Source organism: Cupriavidus sp. GW823-FHT07B10, from assembly GCF_058794355.1.
The window spans coordinates 690303-711202 of the sequence record NZ_JBXAGS010000001.1 but is presented as its reverse complement, the minus strand read 5'-3'; the positions used below and the strand labels follow the sequence as shown (position 1 = coordinate 711202).

The window sequence follows — 20900 nt, the reverse complement described above, 5'->3', positions numbered from 1 at the left end:
CGCTCGCAGCAGGCGGCCTGCGCCCTGCATGGGGATCGTTCAATAGTGGGTTAACGCAGGCACTGCCCCTGACTCACATGGCGTAGCAGGGTCGAACGGGCAACCACGCCGGAACGGCAAGCACCACCGTGCGAACCACCAACACCCTGGAATTGATTGCCGGCCGCTCAGGCGACGCGTTTTTTGGTTACTTTTTGTCGCTCGGACAAAAAGTGACTCGCCAGCTACGCCGGCGAAACAGCCACGCCGACCAAGCGCCACATACCGACCGCTAGCAAAAAGCCCAGACACCCACCCGCTATCCACCGTCACAAACCTATGGCACTGTGCCCCCACGAGGGGGAACACGCCGCACGCAGCGGCCCACCGCCATAGTGACGACTAACCCACCGCCCCCCTTCCGCATCGCCCCACCCAACGTAAGCTATATTTACGCCGTTCCCGTCACACCGACGGGACCAAGGGAGATCCATCCATGAGTTCCGGCCAGTTAATTGAGAAGATCGCAGCCGTCTTCGCACTGATCGTGCTGATCGGCGGCTCGCTGCTGGTGCTCGCGCCGTTCACCACCGCGCTGCTGTGGGGCGCGATCCTGGCCTTCAGCTCGTGGTACCCCTACACGGTGCTGTCGCGCTGGCTGGGCAACCGGCGCAGCCTGGCAGCGTTGATCTGCGTGCTGCTGGCCACCGTGGTGGTGCTGGGTCCGTTCGTCTACGCCGGCGCCAGCTTCTCGGCGCACCTGGACGAGCTGTCCGCGCTGGTTGACCGCTATAGGGAACACGGCATCCCGCAGCTGCCGGCCTGGCTGAGCAGCCTTCCCTATGTCGGCTCCTACCTGCAGAACTCCTGGAACAGCGTCATCAATGCCGATTCCGAGATGGTCGCCAACCTGCGCAAGCTGATCGCCCCGGTTGGCCACATGCTGCTGGGCGCCGGGCTGTCGATCGGCGCCGGGCTGGGCCAGCTGGCGCTGTCGATCATCCTGGCGTTCTTCTTCTACACCGGCGGCGAGCTTGCCATTGCCTGGTTGCGCGCGGGCATGCACCGCATCGCCGGCGAGCGCGCCGACCACCTGCTGGAGCTGGCCGGCAGCACCGTCAAGGGCGTGGTCTACGGCGTGCTGGGCACGGCCTTCATCCAGGCCGTTCTGGCCGGCATCGGCCTGTGGATCGCGGGCGTGCCGGGCGCTGCCATCCTTGGCTTCGTGACCTTCTTCCTGTCGGTGATCCCGGTCGGCCCGCCGCTGGTGTGGCTGCCGGCCGCGCTGTGGCTGTACCACACCGGCGCCACCGGCTGGGCCATCTTCCTGGTGGTATGGGGCGTGGGCGTGGTCAGCATGGCTGACAACATCGTCAAGCCGCTGCTGATCAGCAAGGGCACCGGCATGCCTCTGATCTGGATCATGCTGGGCGTGCTCGGCGGCGCGCTGGCGTTCGGCTTCCTGGGCGTGTTCATCGGCCCGACGCTGCTGGCAGTGGCCTATGCGCTGCTGCGCGACTGGACCATCGGCTCGCAGGCAGAGGTAAAGCAAGACCTGAAGCAGAGCGAGGCACTGGCGGCCGCGCCGCCGGCGCCGGCCGTGGTCGACAACCCCGACGTCCCGCCGGCCACGACCGGCAAGCACCCCGGCTGATGGCAGGACACGACGCGCCCGGCGCGCCCGCCACCCCGGACCTCTCGCCGGCCATGCTGCACCGGCTGGTGGCATGCGAATACTGTGACGCGGTCTACGAACGCACGCCGATCTCGCCCGGCGAGCGCGCGCTGTGCCTGCGCTGCGGCGGCCAGCTCTACCGCGAAAGCCGCCGCCAGTATCAACGGCTGCTGCCGCTGGTGATCACCGCGCTGATCCTGTTCCTGGTCTCAAACGCCTACCCGATCGTCGAGATGGACCTGCAGGGGGTCCGCACCCAGACCACGCTGCTGGGCGCCGTGCAGGCCCTGTACACCGACAAGATGGGGCTGGTGGCGGCACTGGTGTTCGCCACCACCATCCTTTTTCCTCTGTCCGAAATGCTGATGATGGCCTATCTGCTGGTGCCGATGGCGCAGCATCGCATGCCCGCCGGTTTCGACCGCATCGTGCGCGGCATCCGCCAGACCCGGCCCTGGGGCATGATCGAAGTCTTCATGATCGGCGTGCTGGTCACGCTGGTGAAGCTGTCCAGCATGGCGCGCGTGCTGCCCGGCATCGCGCTGTGGTCGTTCGCGGCGCTGGTGATCGTGCTGGCGGCGATGTTGTCGTTCGATCCGCGCGACCTGTGGCGCCATCTGGAAACACCCGATGACAACGCCGCGGCTGCGGGCGAGGAAGGCCGATGACGGAACAGCCGCAACCGCCGACGCAGCGTCCCCGCCAGCCAGGCGGCCGCCTGGCCCGCCCGCGCCAGCTGGCGCGCGAGGTGGTGGCCGAACTCACCGACGACGACGAGCGCAGCCCGCTGCCGCAGGTCCCGACCGCCAGCCGGCTGGGCCTGCTGTCGTGCCACGCCTGCGACCTGGTCAGCCCGCGCACACTGGAGGGCGAGCCCTGCCCGCGCTGCGGCGCCACCCTGCACCATCGCAAGCCCGACAGCCTGGCGCGCACCTGGGCTTTCCTGCTGGCCGCCTTTATCCTCTATATTCCCGCCAACGTGCTGCCGGTAATGGTGACCCAGTCCATCCTCGGCACGCAGCAGGACACCATCCTGTCCGGCGTGATCTACCTGTGGCTGTCCGGCTCGCACATGCTGGCCGGGCTGGTGCTGATCGCCAGCATCATCGTGCCGCTGCTGAAGATGGTGATCCTCACCTTCCTGCTGCTGTCCGTGCATTTCCGCTCGACCTGGCGGATCCGGCAGCAGACCCGGCTGTACGGGCTGGTGGAGGTGATCGGCCGCTGGTCGATGCTCGATATTTTCGTGGTGGCGCTGCTGGCCTCGCTGGTGCGGGCCGGGGCGCTGGCCACCATCATCCCAGGCGGCGGCGCCATGGCCTTCGGCGCGGTCGTGGTCATGACCATGCTGGCCTCGCTCAGCTTCGATCCGCGCCTGCTGTGGGATTCGCTGGAAGACAACAATGCCCGACACTGACAACCAAGCCTCCACACCCTCGGGTTCGCCCCCGCCGGCACCACCGGGCCTGCCGCGGCCAGAACGCCGGCGCCGCGCGCGCTGGCTGCCCTCGCTGGTCTGGCTGATCCCGATCGTCGCCGCGGTGGTCGGCATCTCGCTGCTGGTGCATACGCTGACCTCGCGCGGGCCGGAGATCACGGTCACCTTCCGCACCGCCGAGGGCCTGACGCCCGGCAAGACGGCGGTGCGCTACAAGGACGTCGACATCGGGCTGGTCAAGTCGGTGCGGCTGGCACGCGACCGCTCGCACGTGGTGGCGTCGATCGACCTGACCAAGGACGCCGAGAACTTCGCCGTGGCCGACACCCGCTTCTGGGTGGTGCGCCCGCGCTTTGCGGCCAGCGGCGTGTCCGGGCTGGAGACGCTGCTGTCGGGCGCCTATATCGGCGTGGACGCGGGCAAGTCGAATGAATCCGCGCGCGACTTCAAGGGGCTGGAAGTGCCGCCGGTGGTGACCACCGATGCCTCCGGCAAGCAGTTCGTGCTGCGCGCCTCCGAGCTGGGCTCGCTCGATATCGGCTCGCCGGTCTACTACCGGCGCGTGCTGGTGGGCCAGGTGGTGGCCTACCAGCTCGACCCCAATGGACGCGACCTCACGCTGCGCGTGTTCGTCAACAAACCCTATGACAAGCTGGTTACCGCCGACACACGCTTCTGGCATGCCAGCGGCGTGGACCTGAAGCTCGATGCGGGCGGGCTCAAGCTGTCGACCCAGTCACTGGTGACGGTGCTGCTGGGCGGCGTCGCCTTCCAGGCGCCGGACCACACCACCGCCACCGACGCCGCAGCCGAGAACACGCAGTTCCTGCTGGCCAACGACCAGGCCGAGGCGATGAAGGAGCCGGAAGAACTGGCGCCCACGCTGGCGGTGCTCAATTTCGACCAGTCCGTGCGCGGGCTGTCGCCGGGTGCACCGGTGGATTTCCGCGGTGTAATCGTGGGCCAGGTGCGTTCGATCGGCATCGAGTACCAGCGCGACAAGAAAGCGTTCCGCATGCCCGTGGTGGTGGAGCTGTACCCGTCGCGCATGGGCTTCCGCGAACGCGATGTCGAAGACCGCGAGCGCGCGCGCAAGATCATCCAGGGGCTGCTGCAGCGTGGCATGCGCGCGCAGCTGCGCACCGGCAACCTGCTCACCGGCCAGCTCTACGTGGCGCTCGACTTCTTCCCGAAGGCACCGCCGGCCAAGGTCGACCTGGACGCGCCGATCCCGGAATTCGCCACCACGCCTGGCACCTTCGACCAGCTGCAGGCGCAGGTGGGCGATATCGTCAACCGCATCGACAAGGTGCCGTTCGACCAGATCGGCCAGGACCTGCGAACCACGGTGGCCAGCCTGAACAGGACACTGGCAACCGCCGACAAGCTGGTGCAGCAGCTCAACGGCGACGTTGCGCCGCAGGTGCTGGCCGCGCTGCAGGATGCGCGCAAGACGCTGACCGCGGCCAACGGCACGCTGGCCTCGGACGCGCCGCTGCAGCAGGACACGCGCCGCATGCTGCAGGAGCTGACGCGCACCGCCACGTCGCTGCGCACGCTGACCGATTACCTCGAACGCCACCCTGAAGCGCTGCTGCGCGGCAAGCCGGAGCAAGAATGATGAAGCGCCTTCCTATCACCAGCCTCCTCGCCGGCGCGCTGGCCGCGGCCGTGCTGGCCGGGTGCGCCTCGCCCGAGCCGCGCTACTACACGCTGGCGCAGGGCGCGGTCGCGCCGCTGCCGGCCACGACGACGCCGGCATCGACCAACACGCTATGGCTGGAAGTCGCGCCGGTGCGCGTGCCGGAGCGGCTCAACCGCCCGCAACTGGTGGTGCGCGATGGCGGCGACGCCGGCCTGCGCCTGCTGGACCTGGCGCGCTGGTCCGCGCCGCTGCCCGACGAGCTGCGCGACGCGCTGTCGCAGCGCCTGCAGGCCACGCTGGGCGCGGTCGACACCTACCAGCAGGGGATGTCCGACGTGCAGCCGCTGTACCGGATCACCACGGAAGTGCTGCGCCTGGATGCCGACGTGGGCCAGCGTGCCGGCGCCACCATCAACTGGACCGTGCGGCGGCTGCCTGACGGCAAGGTGGTCAGCGGCCGCACCCAGGCAGAGCTGCCGGCGCCCGGCGCAGTCGATGGCGTCGTGGCGGCGTACCGCGAGATCGTCGCCACCACGGCGGCCGATATCGCGGCCGGGGTGCTGTCGCTGCAGCGCTAGTCGTCGCCCCACGCGGCCGCGTCGCGCTCGCGGCGCGCGGCCGCTTCAGCCGCCCGCCGGTGAATCGCCTCGGCCATCGCCGCCAGGCACTCGGCCGCCCCACCCTGCACCAGCTTCGCCGCACACGCCAGCATCAGGTTCTTGCCCAGCCCGAAATCCTCCACCACGAAGCCGCGCGCATCCAGCGGCGCACCATCCTCGTCGGTGGCCACGGTGACGCGCTCGCGCAGCGTGCCCGCATCCGCGCTGTAGGCCCAGACCGGCTTCTGCAGCGCCACCGCAAAGCCCACCTCGAACGCGGTGCCGGAATCCGGCTCGCCCGGTCCGCGGAAATCGTCGAGGTTGGCCATCACCATGTCGGCGCGCCGCAGCAGCGCAAGATTGGCGTCATAGATCCAGCGCGCGGTGTCGGCGCCCGACAGGCCATCGGGCGCGGATTTGTCGAGCGGATACAGGCCGCTGAAGCCGTGCGCCGCGCACAGCGACTTGAGGTGCTCGCCCCAGGCGCGCGCATCCTTGCGAAAGACGTCGAAGCCAGCCAGGTAGATGGTTTTCATGGCACGTGAAGTGGGGCAACAGGGATCAGGATCGCAGCATAACCCGCCGCCCGCGGGCGCGATACCACCGGCCTGCATGAACATCGCGCAACTTGCGCGCGCACGCTTTGCCAGCTCCCTGCGCATGAGGGGCCCCTTGCGCTACCATTGCCCGTCCCCTCCTTGCATCCCGCATCCCATGCCTGCTCCCCAGATCCTCCAGGTCGGCCCGCTCGCGCCGCGGACCAATGCCACCCTGCAGCAACACTACGGCGCCGCCGCGCTGTGGCAGCAGGCCGATCCGATCGCGTGGGCGCGCAGCGAGGGCCAGCAGGTGCGCGTGGTGGTGACCTCGGCGCGCCACGGCTGCAGCGCGGCGCTGATCGATGCGCTGCCGCGCCTGGAAGCCATCGTCAGCTTCGGCGTGGGCTATGACGCGATCGCGCTGGATGCGGCCCGCGCGCGCGGCATCCAGGTCAGCAACACACCCGACGTGCTCAACGACTGCGTTGCCGACCTGGCCTTCGGGCTGCTGCTGGACGCGGCGCGCGGCATCGCCCATGGCGACCGCTTCGTGCGCGCCGGGCGCTGGCCGCAGGGCGGCTTCCCGCTGACCACGCGCGTGTCGGGCAAGAAGCTCGGCATCCTCGGGCTGGGCCGCATCGGCGAGATCGTGGCGCGCCGCGCGCAGGGCTTCGACATGGAGATCGCCTACAACAACCGCCGCCCGCGCGAGGGCGCGCCGTGGCGCTTCGAGCCGGACCTGAAGGCGCTGGCGACATGGGCCGACTTCCTCGTGGTGGCCACCGTCGGCGGGCCGTCGACGGCCGGGCTGGTATCGCGCGAGGTCATCGACGCCCTCGGGCCCAGGGGCATCCTGGTCAATGTGTCGCGCGGCAGCGTGATCGACGAGGCGGCAATGGTCGAGGCTCTGGTTGACGGGCGCCTGGGCGGCGCCGGCCTGGATGTGTTCCAGGACGAGCCCAACGTGCCGCCCGCACTGATGGCACTGGACAATGTCGTGCTGGCGCCGCACATGGCCAGCGGCACGCATGAAACGCGCGCCGCCATGACCGCGCTGACGCTGCAGAACCTGGATGCATTCCTGGCTGACGGCAGAGTGCTGACGCCAGTGCTGTAGACGGCTACCGCCGTGCCTATACTGGATGCACCGGCTCCAGCCCACTCTGCGGGCCGGCGTCAGGAGGCATCATGGCACGCAAGTTTATCGATTGCCGCGAGTTCCCGAGCGACACCCACTGCACGGTGGCAATGAGCGCCGACAGCGAAGACGAACTGCTCGAAGCCGCGGTCCAGCACGCGGTAGCGGTGCACCAGCATCAGGACACCCCTGAGTTGCGCACCCAGTTGAAGTCATTGTTCAAGGATGGCATGCCGCCGGCGTGAAACCGGCACGGCTGGCGCCCGGGGGCGCCGGCTCCCACCACTGGGGCTCATTCGCAGTCCCTGATACAGCACTTAAGCCACGTCGAATACCCATGACGGCCGTCATGGCGCATCATTGACGTAGCGCTATATACAGACGTATATTGCGCGTGACAGTCCACCCGCACAGGCCTTGCCACACATGCCGGCTGGCCGATTCCCGAGGATTCCGATGTCTGCCCTCCGTTCCTGCCGCCGCGGGTTCCTGCTGGCCGCTTGCGTCGCCACGCTGGCGCTGGCCGCGCCGCCTGCCTTTGCCGCCGACCTGGTGGTGTCCGCGGCATCCAGCCTGACCAATGCCTTCAAGTCGCTGGCCGAGTCGTTCGAGCGCGCCCATCCCGGCACGCACGTGGTGCTGAACTTCGGCGCGTCCGACGTGCTGATGCAGCAGATCATCAAGGGCGCGCCGGCCGACGTGTTTGCCTCGGCCGACCAGGAGGCAATGAACAAGGCCGAGGCCGAGAAGGTGATCGCGCCGGCCTCGCGCCGCAACTTCGCCGCCAACCAGGTGGTGCTGATCGTGCCCGCGGACAGCAAGCTGGCCATCGCCTCGCTGCAGGACCTGACCCGCCCGGAAGTGAAGCGCATCGCCTACGGCAACCCGGCCTCGGTGCCGGTGGGCCGCTACACCCGCGGCGCGCTGGAAGCGGCCGGGCTGTGGGACGCCGTGGCCGCCAAGGGCGTGCCGGCGCAGAACGTGCGCCAGAGCCTGGACTACGTCGCGCGCGGCGAAGTCCAGGCCGGCTTCGTCTTTGCCACCGACGCCGCGGTGATGCCGGACAAGGTCAAGGTGGCCGTGCGCGTGCCAAGCCGCACGCCGGTGACCTACCCCATCGCCATCACCGGCCAGACGCGCCAGCAGAAGGAAGCGGCGCAGTTCGTCGACTACGTCGCCTCGCCGGAAGGCCAGGCCATCCTGTCGCGTTTCGGCTTCCAGAAGCCCTGACGGAACGCTGCGCGCACCATGGACGCCGTCTGGGTACCGCTGCTGCTGTCGCTGAAGGTGGCCGGCTGGGCCACCGCGCTGAATGCCGTGCTCGGCGTCGGCGCGGCCTGGGCGCTGGCGCGCTGGCGCTCGCCGCTGCGTGACGTGGTCGATGCGGTGCTGACGCTGCCGCTGGTGCTGCCGCCCACGGTGCTCGGCTATTACCTGCTGGTGCTGGTCGGGCGCCGTGGCATCTTCGGTGAGTGGCTGGCGCGCCTGGGCATCGAACTGGTCTTCACCTGGCAGGGCGCGGTGCTGGCCTCCACCATCGTCGCCTTCCCGCTGGTGCTCAAGTCAGCGCGCGCCGCCTTTGAAGGCGTGGACCATCAGCTGGAAAACGCCGCCCGCGTGCTGGGCGTGCCCGAAGCCGGCATCTTCTTCCGCGTCACGCTGCCGCTGGCCGCGCGCGGCATCATCGCCGGCGTGCTGCTGGCCTTTGCCCGCGCGCTGGGCGAATTCGGCGCCACGCTGATGATCGCCGGCAACCTGCCCGGACGCACGCAAACGCTGTCAGTCGCCATCTATGAGGCGGTGCAGGCCGGCGACGACAACACCGCCAACCTGCTGGTGCTGGTGACCTCCGTCACCTGCGTGCTGCTGCTGGTGGTCGCCGGGCGCCTGGTGCCGGCCGCCGCGCGCAATCCCGCTGAACTCTATGAACGCCGGCGCCTGCGCCCGCGCATCCGCTAAGCCGGGACCCGCCATGAGCATGCACGTCAGCATCCGCAAGCAGATGGTCTCGGCCGACCGCCACTTTGCACTGGATATCGATTTCGATTCGGCCAGCCGGCGCATTGCGCTATTCGGACCCTCGGGCGCCGGCAAGAGCCTGACGCTGCGCGCCATCGCCGGCCTGCTGGCACCGGACAGCGGCCGCATCGTGCTGAACGGCCGCACGCTGTTCGATGCCGACGCCGGCATCGACGTGCGCCCGCAAGAGCGCCGGGTGGCCTACCTGTTCCAGGAATACGCGCTGTTCCCGCACCTGACCGTGGGCCAGAACATCGCTTTCGGCCTGTCGCGCGGCTGGCGCAACCCGCGCCGCGGCGCCGTGCATCCGGAAGCGCAGCGCTGGATCGACGCCTTCGGCCTGGCCGACATCGTCGGCAACTTCCCGGCGGAGATCTCCGGCGGCCAGAAGCAGCGCGTGGCACTGGCGCGCGCGCTGGTGGCGCAGCCCGACATCGTCTTGCTGGATGAACCCTTCTCCGCGCTCGACCCCGCGCTGCGCGCGCGCATGCGCGCGGAGTTGCGCACGCTGCAGGCCAGCCTGGATGTGCCGATGCTGGTGATCTCGCACGATCCCGCCGATGTCGAGGCGCTGGGCGACCACGTGCTGGAAATCCGCGAGGGCCGCATCTTCGGCAGCGGCACCAGCCGCCACCATCCGCCGGTCTACGCGCCGGTGTCGGCGCGCGTGGCCTGAGCCGCGCGCAGCAGGTCGACGTAAGCGCCTTCAATCAGGTTGGACGCGGGAATGCCCAGCCGCGCCAGCAATGCGTGGGCTTCGGCCACGCCGTTCTCCAGGCGCTCGTCTTCGGCCAGCACCACTTCCAATTCCAGGAAATCGCCAAGGTCCTCGACCCGGTCCAGGTGCACGCGCGTGCGGCCAGCCAGGTACAGCGTGCGCAGCTTGCGCACCCGCCCGCCCTCGCCATGCGCCGCGGCCAGCGCCGCGCGCAGGGTATCCGGCGATCGCGTCGGCGACAGGATATAGAAGCTCTCCTTCGGCCCCGCCTCGTCGGCACGCGCATAGAAGATCAGCTCGCCGCGGTCGGGCGCAAACTCGCGCAGCTTGAGCCGGCCGTTGACACAGGGGAAGAAGGTATCGTCCTGGCGGATGTATTCGGGACCGCTGTCGGCCAGCGCTGCCGCATGCGGCAACACGGCTTCGATACTGTCAATGCGGGCCTTGATCTCGACGTTTCTTGGCATGCGTCTGTCTCCTTGCAATCAGCCCAGCAGCAGCCGCGCGGCAATCACCCACATGGTGATGCCGATCACCACTTCCAGCACCTGCCACGCACGCGACCGCGCAAACACCGGCCGCAGCAGCGCCGCGCCATAGCCCAGCGAAAAGAAGAACAGGAACGACGCGGTCATGGCACCCGCGGCGAACTCGCGCGCGTTCCCTGCGAACTGCGTCGACACCGAACCGATCAGCATCACCGTATCGAGATACACATGTGGATTGAGCCAGGTGAACGCCAGGCACACCGCCAGCGCGGCCCCAAGCGGCCGCGGCGCGGCGTCGCTGGGATCCAGCACCGCGTTCGAGCGCCACGCGGCCAGGAAGCTGCGCGCGCCATACCAGATCAGGAAAGCCGCGCCGCCGTAGCGCATCGCCGCACCCAGCCAGGGCAGCTCGCGGATCATCACGGCAAAGCCGGAAACGCCCAGCAGGATCAGCAGCGCATCGGAAAGCGCGCACACCAGGCAGACCCAGAGCACATGCTCGCGCCGCAACCCTTGTCGCAGCACGAAAGCATTCTGGGAACCGATGGCAAGAATCAGGGAAAGACCGAGGGAGAAGCCGGCCAGGGCGGCGTGCATTGGATGTGGAACGGCTGTTTTTTTGGGTGGCTATTATTGCACGCCGGGGGCAGCCGCCATGCCCGCCCATCTTCCCATTCCTGCCGCAGGACTACCTCACGCCACTACACCCAGGATCACGCTTGACGCCTTGAACACCGCCAGCGCAGCCACCCCCACCTGCAGCCCCAGCGCTTCCACACTGCCATTGGTCACGATCGCCGCAACCGTACCGCCGCCGTCGAGTTCGATCACCACCTCGGCATTCACCGCACCCGGCATCACGCGCGACACCACGCCCGGCAGCTGGTTGCGCGCCGACAGCCGCATCCCCGGATCGGGCAGCCCCACCAGCACCGAAGATGCCTTGATCAGCGCAAACGCCTCCGCGCCCTCGGCCAGGGCCAGCGTCTCGACGCTTTCATGCGTGATGGTGGCAACGATCTGCTGCCCGCCGGGCAGTTCCAGCACGACCTCGTCATTGACCGCGCCGCCGCGCACGCTGGCCACGCGCCCGAACAGCTTGTTGCGTGCACTGGTCTTGATCATCATTCGCCTCATCAGGTGGATATCGTCGGCCGCCCCCTCGCCCAAGAGCGACAGCTGTGCGACAAAGCGCTGGTGTTCGCCTTCCAGCGCACGATAGGTGCGGATCAGTTGCTCGCCGCGCGCGGTCAGGTGCGTGCCGCCGCCGCCCTTGCCCCCGGCGGCGCGCACCACCAGCGGCTCGCCCGCGCTGTTGTTCATGGCATCGATGGCGTCCCACGCGGCCTTGTAGCTGATGCCGACCGCGCGCGCGGCTGCGGTGATCGAGCCGTGTTCGCCGATGGCGGCGAGCAGCGCGATGCGGTCCTTGCCGCCCCAGTCTTGCGAGCCGGAGCGGAACCAGATGGCCCCCTGAAGTTCAAGCATGGATGTCGGGTGCCGGTGGCCGGCACCGCAATGGAGTCCGAGACGCGGCTATGGTAATCCGAATTGCGGATCGGTCCGGCGCACTCAGTCCTGGTGCGCGGCCTCATCCCCCTTGGCTGAGTCGGCAACCTCGCGCGGATGACCCGTCCCCATCACTTCGGCGACTTCGCGATAGCGCCCCAGCCGCTCGCCTGACAGCGGGCCGCCGACCGTCATCACGCGATGCGCCGCCACCATCAGCTTGCGGCGGGTCTCGCGGTCCGGCACCAGTGCCGGCAGCGCCCGGATCGCGCGCTGCGGATCCAGCCTGACGATAAAGCTCTGCTGGCGCACCGCGGTCTTGAACGCGGCCAGGTCGGCCTGGCCGCCGGATTGCCCGGTGGCTTGCTGCTGTTCGCGCGCGATACGACGCAGCAGGTTGAACGGCCGCTCCTCGATGGCGCTGGGGCGATCGGCAACGTAGGCCAGCACGCGCACAAAGGCCTCCAGCGTGCCACCCTGCCCGATCGCCGCCTCGGCATCATGCAGCCGGCGCGCGGCCAGCTCCTTGCGCAGCGCCACAGTCACGGGCGACTCCAGGTTGACCGGCGCCGGCGCGCGCAGCCCCACCAGCGCCGCCATCGCCGGCGAAGCGTAGATCGCCTCGAAGGCCCGCTCGTACCAGGCATCGCGCAGGTCGCGGAACTGGTCGAGCGCGCTGACGATCTGCGCCGAGGCCGCGTGCTCCAGCGTCAGCAGCGGATTGTCCGCCGATACCGGCGCGCGATGCTCGCGCACCAGCGGCGCCAGCGCGCCGATCCACGCCATCCATGGGTTCACGTCGGTCGCCAGCTCGCGCTCCAGCCGCGCGGGATGCAGCGCGCGCAGCCACTGCGCGCTCAATTCGTTGGACATGGCGCGTACCCACGGCGAGGCGAAGGTGTCGTAGATATGCTGGTTGACCTCGGCCACGCGCCGCACCACCTCGAAGGCGCGCTCGTCGTCGCGGCCGTCGTCCAGCGCCAGGATGTCGGCAATGCCGCGGCACTCGAAGCGCATCAGGTAGCGCCCTTCGACCAGGTCGCGGTGCCGCAGGTCGGGCGCGACGTCTTCGATCTTCGCCTCGTACAGGCCCGGCGGCAGCACGTCGATCAGGTCCAGTGCGCAGAACAGTTCGCTGTGCTCGCGGTTGGCCACGCCCGCGGAGACAAAAATGCCGAGGTGGCCCACGGTCGGGTGCAGGCAGTAGACGATCACCTGGTCGTTGGCGACCAGTTCCTCATCGCTCGCGTACAGGTCCGGGATCCAGTTCAGCGCCTGCTGCGGCGGCGTAATGTTGTCTCCCCAGGAGGCAAAGATGATCACCGGCGAGCGCACGTTGCGCAGGTCCACCACGGTCTTGCCGTCGGTGCTACGCACCTCGCCCGCGGTGAGCCGGTTGCCGACGAACAGCTTCTGCACGATCCAGTCGATCTCGGCGCGGTTCATCAGGAAGTGGCCACCCCACCAGCGCTCGAAGTCGAGGAAACGCGGGCCTTCGGTGTCGGCCTTCGCATAGACGTCGTAGAGCTTCTCCCACAGTGTATTGGCGGGATTGAGCTGTTCGAAGTTCTCCACCAGCCAGGCGCCGTCGAAGCGGCCATTGCCCAGGTCAGCAATCAGCGAGGCCAGCCACGAACCGCCCAGCAGGCCGCCGCTGTAGCGCATCGGGTTGCGCCCGCGCACGCCGGACCAGTACGCCAGCGGCGCGCCGGCCAGCAGCAACGGGCCGGTGCGCTCCGGCGCCACCGCGGCCAGCATCATCAGCGCCCAGCCAGCCTGGCAGTTGCCGATGATGAAGGGCTTGCCCGGTGCATCCGGGTGGCGCTCGCCAACGATCTGCAGGAAGGCAGCCTCGGCGCGCGCCACCGATTCGATGGTCTGGCCCGGGCAGGGCTCGTAGAAGAAGGTGATGAAATAGCACGGATGACCGGTGCGCAGCGCGATGCCGATCTCGCTGTCGGCCTTGAAACCGCCGATGCCCGGGCCGTGGCCTGCGCGCGGGTCGATCACCACGAAGGGGCGCAGGGCGGGATCTGTCGGGCTGTCCGCCGGCGGCACGATGCGCAGCAGCGCGTAGTTGGCGGGTTCAGGCAACTGGCGGCCATCGGCCAGCAGCTCGTGCTCGAACACCAGCACGGGCGGCATGCCCTCAAGCTCATGCTCGGCGGACTCGTTGCCGCGCTGGCGCAGGATGTCGAGCAGCAGCACGGTGCGCTGCCATGCGTCCAGGGCGTATTCCAGCGCCGGCTGTGCCAGTGCCGCGAACGGGTTGGCGTGCGCGGACAGACTGGTAGCGGTCGAGGTGGCGCTGCTGTCCCGCGGCAGGTCGGCGCGTTCGCGTGCGGTCATTCCACTCCCCTGGTTGGCGCCCGTCCGGCGTATCCGCGCGCTTGGCGGCGCGGCCGGAGTGACGCATGTTGCTCTGCAACAAAACCAAGCGTACCAGCCGCTGCCCTGCGGTGCAACCCAGAGACTGGCTGCGCGCAATGCCACACTGTTAGCGCGCCGCGCGGTCATCGACTGGAAAGAATCGTCGCCTATACTGGCGCAAGGCACTTTGCGCACCGCAGCAATCGCGCACCCGCGCGCGGCCGGCGGGCTGCGCACCGGGCGGCGCCTGTCGCAAGGGAAGCGGGCAATATGCTGGCCAAGCAGCTGACCTTCCTGGCCGGCGCCGAAGCCGCCGGCATCGTGCTGGGCGCGCGCGTTCTCATCATCCTCACCAGCCGGGCCGACAGCGTACGCGCGCGCATCGGCAGCTGCGCCATTGCCGTGCTGCTGGCCCATGCGCGCCGCAGCGCCGCAGCCGCGGCGCAGGTCTGAGCCATGCCCGTGCAGCCCTTGCGCAACCACTTGGGAGTCCATCCAGCGTGCCCGCCATCCACCCCGCCGTGCATCCCGTCATCCTCGTTGTCAACGCCGGCTCATCCAGCGTCAAGGTCTCGGTCTACGCCGTGCCCGACGCCGCGCATGGCAATGCCGACATCAACCCGGTGCTGAGCGCGCACGGCCAGATCGAGGGCATCGGCGTGGCGCCGCGCCTGACCGCGCGCATGGCCGACGGGCGCGTGGTCGCCGACGAGACCTTCCCGCAGGCCCAGGTGGCCGACCACGACGCCGCCTTCCGCCTGGTGCGGCTGGTACTGAGCGTGGGCCTGCGCGACAACCCGCCGGTGGCGATCGGCCATCGCGTGGTGCATGGCGGTGCCGACTATGCGCAGGCCGTGCGCATCGACGACGAGGTAATCGCAAAGCTGGAAGCGCTGGTGCCGCTGGCACCGCTGCACCAGCCGCACAACCTGACTGCAATCCGCGCGGTGCGCGAGGCTGTGCCGGACCTGCTGCAGGTGGCCTGCTTCGACACCGCCTTCCATGCCGGCCACGACGTGCTGGCGCAGCTGATGGCGCTGCCCTACGCGTACTACGAGCGCGGCATCCGGCGCTATGGCTTCCATGGGCTGTCGTACGAGTACATCGCGCGCCGGCTGCGCCAGGTCGCGCCCGACCTGGCCGAGGGCCGCGTGATCGTGGCCCACCTGGGCAACGGCGCCAGCCTGTGCGCCATGCGCGACGGCCGCAGCGTGGAAAGCACCATGGGCCTGACCGCGCTCGACGGCCTGCCCATGGGCACGCGCTGCGGCTCGGTCGATCCCGGCGCACTGCTGTGGCTGGCGCAGCAGGGCATGAAGCCGGCCGAGATCCAGACGATGCTGTACCAGGAATCCGGGCTGAAGGGACTGTCAGGCGTGAGCAGCGACATGCGCGCGCTGCTGGCCAGCGATGCGCCGCGCGCGCGGCTGGCACTGGACTTCTATGCCTACCGCGCCGCGCAGGAGATCGGCAAGCTCGCCACCACGCTGGGCGGCCTTGACGCGCTGGTGTTCACCGCGGGCATCGGCGCCAACTCGCCGCCGGTGCGCGCACGCATCTGCGAACACTTGGCGGGGCTGTTCGGCATCGCGCTCGACGGTGGCGCCAACGGCGAGAACAGCCAGCGCGTCAGCCGCGACGACAGCCGCGTGCCGGTGCTGGTGCTGCCGACCGATGAAGAAGGGATGATTGCGCTGAACACCGCCCGCATCCTGCGCGAATGCGGGCAGCTCTGAGTCAGCCTGCCAGGTAGTGCCCGCGCAGCTGCGCGACGTCCACTTCGAGCGCCTCACGCAGGTAGTTGTCGACGCTGCCCCAGCCCGCGTCGATGGCCTGCATCGACGCATCGAGATAGCTGGCGCGGACTTCCAGCAGCGGCGTCATCACCGCGGGGGCCACGCCAAGCCCGGCCATGCGCGCCAACGCAGTCTGGTTGAACTGCGCATTGCGCTGGTTCGACTCCAGGTAGTTGGCCAGGATATCGTCCTGCGCCACGCCCAGCGCCGCCAGCAACAGCAGTGCGGCAAAGCCGGTGCGGTCCTTGCCGGCGGTGCAGTGGAACAGCAGCGTCTTGCCGCCTTGCGCGGTACGCATGAAGCCGGCAAAGGCCTCGCGGTAGCGCACCGGGAAGTCGCCGTAGACCTCCAGCATGAAGGCATCCATCTGTGCCGGCGTGCTGGCGCGCAGGCGCGGCATCAGCACATCCATCGCCATGCTGCCCTCCAGCACGGGCGCCGCCACCCAGTGGAAGCGCTGGCCGAAGGCGGCCTCTTCAGGCGACTTCTCGCCGGGCGAACGGAAATCCACCACCATGTCGAGCCCGAGCGTCTGCAGCCGCTCCAGGTCCGCCGCGCTGGCCAGCGCGGGGTTGCCGCTGCGGTACAGGCGCCCCTGGCGCACGCGGCGTCCGCCCGCGCCGGCCAGGCCGCCCAGGTCGCGCGCATTGCTGATGGTGTCGAATGCCAGGTCATGCCGGCCCTGCACGCTGGCCGCGGCCGGAGCCTGCGGCACGACGGCATGGGCGGACAGGCATCCTGCGCGTTGAAGCCACTTGATCATTGTTCTTTCCTGATTGTCCTTGCGATGCAGGCCGATGCTGTGCCGGCGCATCAGCGCGCGCGGTACGCCGGCACATGCCAGCGCAGGTGGCAGCCGGCGATATAGCGCCGGTCCAGCCGCGCCACCAGCTTCCACACCGTCAGCGCACTGGCATCGATATCGACCCACGCCCACGGGTGCTTCGGGTCGCCCGCTTCCACCAGTTCCACCGAACGGATCTTCGCATACCGCGCCAGCGCCTCGCGCAGTGCCGCCGCGTCCAGGCCTGCTTTCAGTCCACGTACTAAAACCTTCATGGTCGGCTCCAATTATTTCAGATCACTCCTGCTCATGCATCACCCGGCCGGGGCCATGGTGGCGCGCTTGCGCACACACACCGCCGCCAGACCTTATGTGGCGAGCTTCTCACTGGTATGACGCCTGCGGCGGCGCGGGTATCCATTGATCACACGTGGACTTGATCTTGCTCATGGCGGGCGGAAATAGCTTGGAATCGCCCTCGACAGGGCCGGCTGCCGGTCGGAAAATTCCTATCATGTCGAACGCGGCGGCCACGCCAGCAGCGAGGCCGCTCCGGGCACGCCGCACACGGATGCCGTCTCGCGACCGACACCTGCCTGTCCTGCCGGCCGCGCTGTCCCAGCGCCGGCGCGCCGCACTGTCTGCCGAGAGCCGTCCGAGCCAGGTGCACCCGGGTACCGAGCAGGATCACCAACCAAAAGGATGCCGGCAATGACAGATACTTCCGCCTCCCCCCCTTCCGCCCCTTCCGCCCCTTCCGCCGCGGCTGCACAGGCTGTCGTGCCGGCGCCGAAACTCACGCTGCACTGGGGCCTGTTCGCCGCCGTTGCTGCGCTGCTGGTGGTGCTGGCGATCCCGCAGCCCGAGGGGCTGACCGTCGCCGGCCAGCGCATGCTGGCGATCCTCGCCTTCGCCATCGTGGTGTGGATCACCGAGGCGGTGTCATATGAGACCAGCGCCATCATGATCACCTCGCTGATGGCGGGGCTGATCGGCTTTGCGCCGACCGTCAACGACCCCTCGGTGCAGTACGGCACCTCGAAGGCGCTCGGCATGGCGCTGGCGGGGTTCTCCAACACCGCGCTGGCACTGGTCGCCGCGGCGCTGTTCATCTCCGCGGCGATGACCGTGACCGGGCTGGACCGGCGCATCGCGCTGGTGACGCTGTCTGCCATTGGCACCAGCACGCGCCGCATCCTGATCGGCACGATCGCCGTCACCATCGCGCTGAGCCTGGTGGTGCCCAGCGCCACCGCGCGCAGTGCCTGCGTGGTGCCGATCATGATGGGCGTGATCGCCGCCTTCGGCGTCGACAAGAAGTCCAATATCGCCGCCGGCATCATGATCACGGTGGCGCAGGCCACCAGCATCTGGAACGTCGGCATCCAGACCGCCGCGGCGCAGAACCTGCTGACGGTGGGCTTCATGGACAAGCTGCTGGGCGAGCGCATCACCTGGCTGCAATGGCTGATCGCGGGCGCGCCATGGGCCATCGCAATGTCGGTGGTGCTGTATTTCCTGGTGCGCTTGCTGCTGCCCGCCGAAACCGACGCCATCCCCGGCGGCAAGGAAGCCGTGCAGCGCGAGCTGTCGGCCCTCGGCCCCATGAGCGCGCCGCAGAAGCGGCTGGCCGCGGTATCGCTGGGCCTGCTGCTGTTCTGGGCCACCGAAGGCAAGCTGCACAGCTTCGACACCGCCACCGTGACCTTCGTCGGCCTGGTGATCCTGATGATGCCGCGCATCGGCGTGATGGACTGGAAGACCATGCAGCAACGCACGCCGTGGGGCACGCTGATCGTGTTCGGCGTCGGCATCAGCCTGGGCACGGCGCTGCTGTCCACCAACGCCGGCCAGTGGCTGGGGCAGTTCGTGGTCACGCATTCCGGACTGGCGGCGCACGGCGCGCTGCCGGTGTTTGCGATCCTGTCGGCCTTCCTGAGTCGGCATCAGCCTGGGCACGGCGCTGCTGTCCACCAACGCCGGCCAGTGGCTGGGGCAGTTCGTGGTCACGCATTCCGGACTGGCGGCGCACGGCGCGCTGCCGGTGTTTGCGATCCTGTCGGCCTTCCTGATCCTGATCCACCTGGGCTTTGCCAGCGCCACCGCGCTGACCGCGGCACTGCTGCCGATCCTGATCGCGGTGCTGCAGACACTGCCCGGCGACATCAACCGCGTGGGCATGACCATGCTGCTGGGCTTTACCGTCAGCTTCGGCTTTATCCTGCCGATCAACGCGCCGCAGAACATGGTGTGCCTGGGCACGGAAACCTTCAACGGCCGCCAGTTCGCGCGCATCGGCATCCCCGTGACGATCATCGGCTACGCCATGATGCTGCTGTTCGCAGCCACCTACTGGCGCTGGCTGGGCTGGGTCTGAGGAGGTACGAACCATGAAGATCTCCCTCACCAGCGCCCGCCAGCTTGCCCGCGACATCCTCGCCGCGCAGCAGGTGCCCGCCGACATCGCTGACGACGTGGCCGAGCACCTGGTCGAATCCGACCGCTGCGGCTATATCAGCCACGGCCTGTCGATCCTGCCCAACTACCGCACCGCCCTCGACAGCCACAGCGTCAACCCGCAAGGCCGCGCCAAATGCGTGCTGGACCAGGGCACGCTGATGGTGTTCGACGGCGACGGCGGCTTCGGCCAGCACGTGGGCAAGTCCGTGATGCAAGCAGCGATCGAGCGCGTGCGCCAGCATGGCCACTGCATCGTCACGCTGCGCCGCTCGCACCATCTCGGCCGCATGGGCCACTACGGCGAGATGGCGGCCGCCGCCGGCTTTGTGCTGCTGAGCTTCACCAACGTGATCAACCGCGCGCCGGTGGTGGCGCCGTTCGGCGGCCGCGTGGCGCGGCTCACCACCAACCCGCTGTGTTTCGCCGGCCCGATGCCCAACGGGCGGCCGCCTCTGGTGGTGGACATCGCCACCAGCGCGATTGCCATCAACAAGGCCCGTGTGCTGGCCGAGAAAGGCGAGCCGGCGCCCGAAGGCAGCATCATCGGCGCCGACGGCAACCCCACCACCGACGCGTCAACCATGTTCGGCGAACACCCCGGCGCGCTGCTGCCCTTTGGCGGCCACAAGGGCTACGCACTGGGCGTTGTGGCCGAGCTGCTGGCGGGCGTGCTGTCCGGCGGCGGTACCATCCAGCCAGACAATCCGCGCGGCGGCGTGGCCACCAACAACCTGTTCGCGGTGCTGCTCAATCCCGCGCTGGACCTGGGCCTGGACTGGCAGAGCGCCGAGGTCGAGGCGTTCGTGCGCTACCTGCACGACACACCGCCGGCGCCGGGCGTCGACCGCGTGCAGTACCCCGGCGAGTACGAGGCCGCCAACCGGGCGCAGGCCAGCGACACGCTAAACATCAACCCGGCCATCTGGCGCAATCTTGAGCGCCTGGCGCAGTCGCTCAACGTGGCCGTCCCCACGGCCTGAAGGTGCCGCCTGCGGCGGGACTCGCACCCTGCCGCACACGGCTGGCACAATACGTGCCATGAAAAGACTCTGGTCCGCCTTCATCAAGCTGCTGGTGCTCGCCGTGATCGGCGGCGCGCTGCTGGCTGCCATCGCCATCCTGGCCGCCAACCGGCAACTGCCGTCGCTCGACGCCCTCACCGCCTTCCGCCATACGCCCGACTACGTGCCCATCGGCAAGATCCCGCGCGAGCTGACCGGCGCCGTGGTGGCGATCGAGGATGAGCGCTTCTACGTGCATGACGGCATCGACTACATCGGCGTCGTCCGTGCCGGCGTTGCCAACCTGTCGGACGAGCTGTCGCAGGGGGCATCGACCATCACCATGCAGGTGGCACGCAATTTCTACCTGTCGCGGGACAAGACCTATACCCGCAAGCTGTACGAGGTGCTGCTTTCATACCGGATTGAAAAGGCGCTGACCAAGGACGAGATCCTGGAGTTGTACATGAACAAGATCTACCTGGGCCAGGGGGCGTACGGCTTTGCCGATGCGGCGCGGACTTACTTTGGCAAGCGGCTGGATCAGTTGACGCTGGCTGAGTGTGCGATGCTTGCCGGGCTCCCCAAGGCGCCGTCGGCTAATAATCCGGTGGCGAATCCGAGGCGGGCGCGGCAGCGGCAGGTTTATATCCTGCAGCGGATGCTGGAGCTTGGACGGATCTCGCGAGGAGAGTATGACGGGGCATTGCTGGAGCCGTTGAGGCTGAGGTAAGCCGTCGGT

At 68.8% G+C, this 20900-nt stretch carries 20 protein-coding genes and 3 pseudogenes; 16 read left to right on the top strand and 7 right to left on the bottom strand.

Annotated features, from left to right (window positions below):
- Positions 1–475 precede the first annotated feature (475 nt).
- Genes AC1Q6V_RS03415 through AC1Q6V_RS03395 form a run of 5 tightly spaced genes read left to right on the top strand, consistent with a single transcriptional unit; the run spans position 476 to position 5315 of the window.
- The gene (locus AC1Q6V_RS03415; protein WP_010811543.1) at positions 476–1633 is read left to right on the top strand and encodes an AI-2E family transporter; all 1158 of its coding nucleotides are present in this window, start codon (positions 476–478) and stop codon (positions 1631–1633) included.
- On the top strand, positions 1633–2322 hold the full coding sequence (locus AC1Q6V_RS03410; RefSeq protein WP_010811542.1) for a paraquat-inducible protein A: 690 nt from the start codon (positions 1633–1635) through the stop codon (positions 2320–2322). Before AC1Q6V_RS03415 ends, AC1Q6V_RS03410 begins: the two co-directional genes overlap by 1 nt.
- Complete coding sequence (locus AC1Q6V_RS03405) at positions 2319–3071, top strand: paraquat-inducible protein A (protein ID WP_011614651.1); 753 nt, start codon at positions 2319–2321, stop codon at positions 3069–3071. The genes AC1Q6V_RS03410 and AC1Q6V_RS03405 overlap by 4 nt, the downstream gene beginning before the upstream one ends.
- Complete coding sequence (locus AC1Q6V_RS03400; RefSeq protein WP_010811540.1) at positions 3058–4713, top strand: PqiB family protein; 1656 nt, start codon at positions 3058–3060, stop codon at positions 4711–4713. The genes AC1Q6V_RS03405 and AC1Q6V_RS03400 overlap by 14 nt, the downstream gene beginning before the upstream one ends.
- On the top strand, positions 4710–5315 hold the full coding sequence (locus AC1Q6V_RS03395) for a PqiC family protein (RefSeq protein WP_011614649.1): 606 nt from the start codon (positions 4710–4712) through the stop codon (positions 5313–5315). The genes AC1Q6V_RS03400 and AC1Q6V_RS03395 overlap by 4 nt, the downstream gene beginning before the upstream one ends.
- Here the strand turns inward: AC1Q6V_RS03395 and AC1Q6V_RS03390 are convergent.
- Entirely contained in the window at positions 5312–5872 is a 561-nt protein-coding gene (locus AC1Q6V_RS03390) for a nucleoside 2-deoxyribosyltransferase (protein WP_174549465.1), read from the bottom strand. The two genes, AC1Q6V_RS03395 and AC1Q6V_RS03390, sit on opposite strands and share 4 nt — an antisense overlap.
- Before the next feature lie 178 nt (positions 5873–6050).
- Between AC1Q6V_RS03390 and AC1Q6V_RS03385 the strand changes: the two genes are divergently transcribed.
- The 5 genes from AC1Q6V_RS03385 to AC1Q6V_RS03365 all read left to right on the top strand — a co-directional run bounded on the left by AC1Q6V_RS03385 (position 6051) and on the right by AC1Q6V_RS03365 (position 9708).
- Positions 6051–6992: a 2-hydroxyacid dehydrogenase gene (locus AC1Q6V_RS03385; RefSeq protein WP_439671314.1), complete on the top strand. Its 942-nt coding sequence runs from the start codon at positions 6051–6053 to the stop codon at positions 6990–6992.
- Between the two features lie 71 nt (positions 6993–7063).
- Positions 7064–7258, top strand: a complete 195-nt coding sequence (locus AC1Q6V_RS03380; protein ID WP_010811536.1) for a DUF1059 domain-containing protein — start codon at positions 7064–7066, stop codon at positions 7256–7258.
- 211 nt (positions 7259–7469) lie between these two features.
- The gene (modA, locus tag AC1Q6V_RS03375; RefSeq protein ID WP_010811535.1) at positions 7470–8243 is read left to right on the top strand and encodes a molybdate ABC transporter substrate-binding protein; all 774 of its coding nucleotides are present in this window, start codon (positions 7470–7472) and stop codon (positions 8241–8243) included.
- 18 nt (positions 8244–8261) lie between these two features.
- Positions 8262–8972, top strand: coding sequence for a molybdate ABC transporter permease subunit (gene modB, locus AC1Q6V_RS03370; RefSeq protein WP_058696992.1), 711 nt, complete (start codon positions 8262–8264; stop codon positions 8970–8972).
- A 13-nt stretch (positions 8973–8985) separates the two neighbouring features.
- Entirely contained in the window at positions 8986–9708 is a 723-nt protein-coding gene (locus AC1Q6V_RS03365; RefSeq protein ID WP_454749305.1) for an ATP-binding cassette domain-containing protein, read from the top strand.
- Here the strand turns inward: AC1Q6V_RS03365 and AC1Q6V_RS03360 are convergent.
- The 4 genes from AC1Q6V_RS03360 to AC1Q6V_RS03345 all read right to left on the bottom strand — a co-directional run bounded on the left by AC1Q6V_RS03360 (position 9678) and on the right by AC1Q6V_RS03345 (position 14096).
- Entirely contained in the window at positions 9678–10217 is a 540-nt protein-coding gene (locus AC1Q6V_RS03360) for a class IV adenylate cyclase (RefSeq protein WP_010811532.1), read from the bottom strand. The genes AC1Q6V_RS03365 and AC1Q6V_RS03360 overlap by 31 nt on opposite strands.
- 18 nt (positions 10218–10235) lie before the next feature.
- Positions 10236–10835, bottom strand: coding sequence for a LysE/ArgO family amino acid transporter (locus AC1Q6V_RS03355; RefSeq protein ID WP_454749304.1), 600 nt, complete (start codon positions 10833–10835; stop codon positions 10236–10238).
- Between the two features lie 96 nt (positions 10836–10931).
- Complete coding sequence (locus AC1Q6V_RS03350) at positions 10932–11726, bottom strand: TOBE domain-containing protein (protein ID WP_010811530.1); 795 nt, start codon at positions 11724–11726, stop codon at positions 10932–10934.
- Positions 11727–11810: 84 nt separating this feature from the next.
- Positions 11811–14096 carry a DUF3141 domain-containing protein gene (locus tag AC1Q6V_RS03345; RefSeq protein ID WP_454749303.1) on the bottom strand — a complete coding sequence of 762 codons (2286 nt, stop codon included), beginning with the start codon at positions 14094–14096 and terminating at the stop codon, positions 11811–11813.
- Positions 14097–14375: 279 nt separating this feature from the next.
- Between AC1Q6V_RS03345 and AC1Q6V_RS03340 the strand changes: the two are divergent.
- A pseudogene (locus AC1Q6V_RS03340) lies at positions 14376–14570 on the top strand (phosphate acetyltransferase); the annotation flags it as partial.
- A 47-nt stretch (positions 14571–14617) separates the two neighbouring features.
- Positions 14618–15853, top strand: a complete 1236-nt coding sequence (locus AC1Q6V_RS03335; protein WP_454749302.1) for an acetate/propionate family kinase — start codon at positions 14618–14620, stop codon at positions 15851–15853.
- Between the two features lies 1 nt (position 15854).
- Here the strand turns inward: AC1Q6V_RS03335 and AC1Q6V_RS03330 are convergent, their stop codons facing one another.
- Positions 15855–16676: a tyrosine-protein phosphatase gene (locus AC1Q6V_RS03330; protein ID WP_454749301.1), complete on the bottom strand. Its 822-nt coding sequence runs from the start codon at positions 16674–16676 to the stop codon at positions 15855–15857.
- A 50-nt stretch (positions 16677–16726) separates the two neighbouring features.
- Positions 16727–16972, bottom strand: coding sequence for a hypothetical protein (locus AC1Q6V_RS03325; protein ID WP_010811526.1), 246 nt, complete (start codon positions 16970–16972; stop codon positions 16727–16729).
- 436 nt (positions 16973–17408) lie between these two features.
- On the opposite strand from AC1Q6V_RS03325, the pseudogene AC1Q6V_RS03320 reads away from it, so the two are divergent.
- From AC1Q6V_RS03320 to AC1Q6V_RS03305, 4 genes and pseudogenes are all read left to right on the top strand, one after another.
- Positions 17409–18623: pseudogene (locus AC1Q6V_RS03320) on the top strand (SLC13 family permease); the annotation flags it as partial.
- A gap of 13 nt (positions 18624–18636) precedes the next feature.
- Positions 18637–19074: pseudogene (locus AC1Q6V_RS03315) on the top strand (anion permease); the annotation flags it as partial.
- 13 nt (positions 19075–19087) lie between these two features.
- A complete protein-coding gene (locus AC1Q6V_RS03310) occupies positions 19088–20137 on the top strand; it encodes an Ldh family oxidoreductase (RefSeq protein WP_010811524.1) in 1050 nt (349 codons plus the stop codon).
- A gap of 58 nt (positions 20138–20195) precedes the next feature.
- Positions 20196–20891, top strand: a complete 696-nt coding sequence (locus AC1Q6V_RS03305; RefSeq protein ID WP_010811523.1) for a transglycosylase domain-containing protein — start codon at positions 20196–20198, stop codon at positions 20889–20891.
- The last annotated feature ends 9 nt before the right edge of the window (positions 20892–20900 follow it).

Coding starts and splice junctions, on each gene's coding strand:
- AC1Q6V_RS03310 (WP_010811524.1), top strand. CDS start 19,088: ATGAAGATCTCCCTCACCAGCGCCCGCCAGCTTGCCCGCGACATCCTC.
- modA (WP_010811535.1), top strand. CDS start 7,470: ATGTCTGCCCTCCGTTCCTGCCGCCGCGGGTTCCTGCTGGCCGCTTGC.
- AC1Q6V_RS03305 (WP_010811523.1), top strand. CDS start 20,196: ATGAAAAGACTCTGGTCCGCCTTCATCAAGCTGCTGGTGCTCGCCGTG.
- AC1Q6V_RS03390 (WP_174549465.1), bottom strand. CDS start 5,872: ATGAAAACCATCTACCTGGCTGGCTTCGACGTCTTTCGCAAGGATGCG.
- AC1Q6V_RS03365 (WP_454749305.1), top strand. CDS start 8,986: ATGAGCATGCACGTCAGCATCCGCAAGCAGATGGTCTCGGCCGACCGC.
- AC1Q6V_RS03400 (WP_010811540.1), top strand. CDS start 3,058: ATGCCCGACACTGACAACCAAGCCTCCACACCCTCGGGTTCGCCCCCG.
- AC1Q6V_RS03345 (WP_454749303.1), bottom strand. CDS start 14,096: ATGACCGCACGCGAACGCGCCGACCTGCCGCGGGACAGCAGCGCCACC.
- AC1Q6V_RS03360 (WP_010811532.1), bottom strand. CDS start 10,217: ATGCCAAGAAACGTCGAGATCAAGGCCCGCATTGACAGTATCGAAGCC.
- AC1Q6V_RS03325 (WP_010811526.1), bottom strand. CDS start 16,972: ATGAAGGTTTTAGTACGTGGACTGAAAGCAGGCCTGGACGCGGCGGCA.
- AC1Q6V_RS03355 (WP_454749304.1), bottom strand. CDS start 10,835: ATGCACGCCGCCCTGGCCGGCTTCTCCCTCGGTCTTTCCCTGATTCTT.
- AC1Q6V_RS03410 (WP_010811542.1), top strand. CDS start 1,633: ATGGCAGGACACGACGCGCCCGGCGCGCCCGCCACCCCGGACCTCTCG.
- AC1Q6V_RS03395 (WP_011614649.1), top strand. CDS start 4,710: ATGATGAAGCGCCTTCCTATCACCAGCCTCCTCGCCGGCGCGCTGGCC.
- AC1Q6V_RS03350 (WP_010811530.1), bottom strand. CDS start 11,726: ATGCTTGAACTTCAGGGGGCCATCTGGTTCCGCTCCGGCTCGCAAGAC.
- modB (WP_058696992.1), top strand. CDS start 8,262: ATGGACGCCGTCTGGGTACCGCTGCTGCTGTCGCTGAAGGTGGCCGGC.
- AC1Q6V_RS03385 (WP_439671314.1), top strand. CDS start 6,051: ATGCCTGCTCCCCAGATCCTCCAGGTCGGCCCGCTCGCGCCGCGGACC.
- AC1Q6V_RS03330 (WP_454749301.1), bottom strand. CDS start 16,676: ATGATCAAGTGGCTTCAACGCGCAGGATGCCTGTCCGCCCATGCCGTC.
- AC1Q6V_RS03405 (WP_011614651.1), top strand. CDS start 2,319: ATGACGGAACAGCCGCAACCGCCGACGCAGCGTCCCCGCCAGCCAGGC.
- AC1Q6V_RS03380 (WP_010811536.1), top strand. CDS start 7,064: ATGGCACGCAAGTTTATCGATTGCCGCGAGTTCCCGAGCGACACCCAC.
- AC1Q6V_RS03415 (WP_010811543.1), top strand. CDS start 476: ATGAGTTCCGGCCAGTTAATTGAGAAGATCGCAGCCGTCTTCGCACTG.